The following is a 1,810-nucleotide window of genomic DNA, read 5'->3' as shown; positions in this document are numbered from 1 at the left end:
TGACCTCCCCGGGTGCCGGCGCCTCCCTCCCCCTCGTGGGCGCCGTGTACTCCGGCACCGGCGTCGAGGGGACGCGCGCCTACGTCTACGTCGACCGCGTGAACACGTGCGAGGCGCCCGTCAGTGCAGGCGCGTGGACGTGCACCGGCGGCACCGTCACCGCCGGGCCGCACCGCGTCTCGGCGATCCTCGGCGACTCGGCGGGCAACTACAGCTCGCCGAGCCCCTGGATCGACGCCGTCTTCGCCGCCGCGGCACCCGGACCGACCGCGACGGCCCCCGCCGGGAGCCCCGCACCCGGCGCCGCCACTCCCGGCACGACGCCCGGCGCATCCCCCTCCGGCACCCCGGGCTCCGCCGTGCCGACTCCGGGATCGACCGCACCGCGCCCGACGGCGACCCCCGCTCGTCCCGGCAGCAGCGCGACGGCGTCGGCGCGGCCCGAACCGACGGAGGGCGCCACCGCAGCCCCCGCACCCGGCGGCTGGAGCGCCGCGACCGGCATGACGACCGCGCTCTCCTCCGGCGCACCGCTGGGCACGATGGCCGACTGGATGCGCTCCCTGGCCCTCGCCGTCGCGTCACTCGCGCTGGTGGTCGTCCCCGCGAGACTGGCCGTGGCGGGCCGCGCACCCCGCGAGGCCCGCACCTGGCAGCTGACCGGCCGCAACCGGGCGCGCGTCGAGTTCGACGACAAGCCCGAGCGCGCTCCCGCCTCGACCCGCACCATGGTCGTCGGCATGATCGGCTGCGCCGCCGGGCTCAGCCTGCTCTCCGGGCGCGTCGACAGCCAGCCCGCCTACCTCAGGCTCCTGATCGCCGTCATCCTCGCGACGGCGCTCGTCAACGCCGTCGCGGCCGGAGTGCCCGCCCTCGTCGGCCGGCGCCTGGGCCTGCCCGGCGTCCGGATCGTCGCCTCACCGCGGGCGCTGCTCCTGGTGGCCGCCGCGGCGCTGCTCTCGCGCTTCGCCGGACTCGACCCCGCCTTCCTGTTCGGCGTGGTGATCGGGCTCCTCCTGCCGGAGGGCGCCTCGCCCGTCGACCGCGCCAAGCTCGCCACGGTGCGCGTCGTCTCGCTCCTGGGACTCGCGGGGCTCGCGTGGGGAGCCTCCGCGGTCGTCCCGACCGGCGGCTCCGTCGGCGGCGTGCTGACCGCCGAGGTGCTCAGCGCGACGACACTGATCGCCGTCGGGTCGAGCGTCGTGCTGCTGTTCCCGGTCGGGCGTCCGGCCGGACAGAGCATCCTGCGGTGGTCGCCGGTCCTCTGGCTGGGTCTCACCCTGCTCTCGACGACCGTGCTCTTCCTCCTGCTCACCCCCACGATCGCCGTGTGGGCGACCGAGGGCGGAGGCGGTCCGGTCGTCTTCGCCGTCGTCGCGTTCACCGTGGTGTGCACGTCGGTCTGGGCCTGGCGCCGCTTCGTCGAGCCGGAGCAGTAGCCGCGCTCAGCCGATCGAGACGGGCTCGCGCACGTCGTCGTCCGGCAGCTCGTCGACCACCGCGCCGACCGTGAACTCCCCGAGCGTCGCGATGCCGTCGTACACACTGAGGAACGCGGTGTCCGCGGCGTCGCGTCCGGTCGCGATGCGCACGAGGCTCTGCCGGGGAGCCAGCGTCGTCGCGTCGACCACCCGCCACTCCCCCTCGATCCAGGCTTCGGCGACCGCGTGGAAGTCCATCGGGGACAGCCCGGGGGCGTAGACCGAGACGAGGCGCGCGGGCACGTCCAGGGCCCGGAGGAGCGCGACCACGAGGTGCGCGAAGTCGCGGCAGACCCCGCGACGCGCGAGCAGCGTCCGCTCGGCGCCGT

1 protein-coding gene and 1 pseudogene are annotated in these 1,810 nt (G+C 76.1%); one reads left to right on the top strand and one right to left on the bottom strand.

From position 1 onward, the window contains the following. Positions 1 to 1,439, top strand: a pseudogene (locus IOC53_RS18615) (hypothetical protein); the annotation flags it as partial. A gap of 6 nt (positions 1,440 to 1,445) precedes the next feature. Here the strand turns inward: IOC53_RS18615 and IOC53_RS18610 are convergent. Next, the coding region (locus IOC53_RS18610) for a transglutaminase family protein (RefSeq protein ID WP_207408102.1) at positions 1,446 to 1,810 on the bottom strand (365 nt) is incomplete at its 5' end.

It is taken from the genome of Rathayibacter sp. SD072 (genome assembly GCF_017355185.1).
Taxonomy (GTDB): Bacteria; Actinomycetota; Actinomycetes; order Actinomycetales; family Microbacteriaceae; genus Rathayibacter.
The sequence above is the reverse complement of the archived record's forward strand: the minus strand, read 5'-3'. Positions and strand labels throughout refer to the sequence as shown.